This is a genomic window from Metalysinibacillus jejuensis, from assembly GCF_003057615.1.
In the GTDB taxonomy this organism is placed as follows: Bacteria; Bacillota; Bacilli; order Bacillales_A; family Planococcaceae; genus Metalysinibacillus; species Metalysinibacillus jejuensis.
Genome location: NZ_QAFW01000154.1, coordinates 1 through 546 on the forward strand (window position 1 = coordinate 1; position 546 = coordinate 546).

A 546-nucleotide genomic window follows, 5' to 3' on the forward strand; every position below is an offset into this window, starting at 1 on the left:
TCACTTACAGCTCCCCGAAGCATATCGGTGTTAGTACCGTCTTTCATCGGCTCCTAGTGCCAAGGCATCCACCGTGCGCCCTTAATAACTTAACCGAAGTTAGTTACTGCTTTCTCGTTAGAGAAAGACTTAAGAACTTACGATAAATCACTTGACGTGATTTGTATTACTTTACTTATTTCAATGTCGTTTTATCCAGTTTTCAAAGAACAAATTTGGTGGAGCCTAGCGGGATCGAACCGCTGACCTCCTGCGTGCAAGGCAGGCGCTCTCCCAGCTGAGCTAAGGCCCCGAAATATAATGAAGGAATAAAAATGGTGGGCCTAAATGGACTCGAACCATCGACCTCACGCTTATCAGGCGTGCGCTCTAACCAGCTGAGCTATAGGCCCTCATTATATTATAGGTATATGAATTTCATAAACCTTCAAAACTGAACGCAAAACGTTAATCGTATAGCACCCTTGGTGCTATATTCCGTTAATGTCCGAAGACATATCCTTAGAAAGGAGGTGATCCAGCCGCACCTTCCGATACGGCTACCTT

At 44.9% G+C, this 546-nt stretch carries 2 tRNA genes and 1 rRNA gene; all 3 read right to left on the reverse strand.

Annotation, left to right across the window (positions count from 1 at the left end):
- Positions 1 to 95, reverse strand: a 23S ribosomal RNA gene (locus DDE80_RS14620); the annotation flags it as partial.
- Positions 96 to 216: 121 nt separating this feature from the next.
- Positions 217 to 292: transfer RNA gene (locus DDE80_RS14625), tRNA-Ala, on the reverse strand.
- 23 nt (positions 293 to 315) lie between these two features.
- Positions 316 to 392, reverse strand: a tRNA-Ile gene (locus tag DDE80_RS14630).
- Positions 393 to 546: the final 154 nt, after the last annotated feature.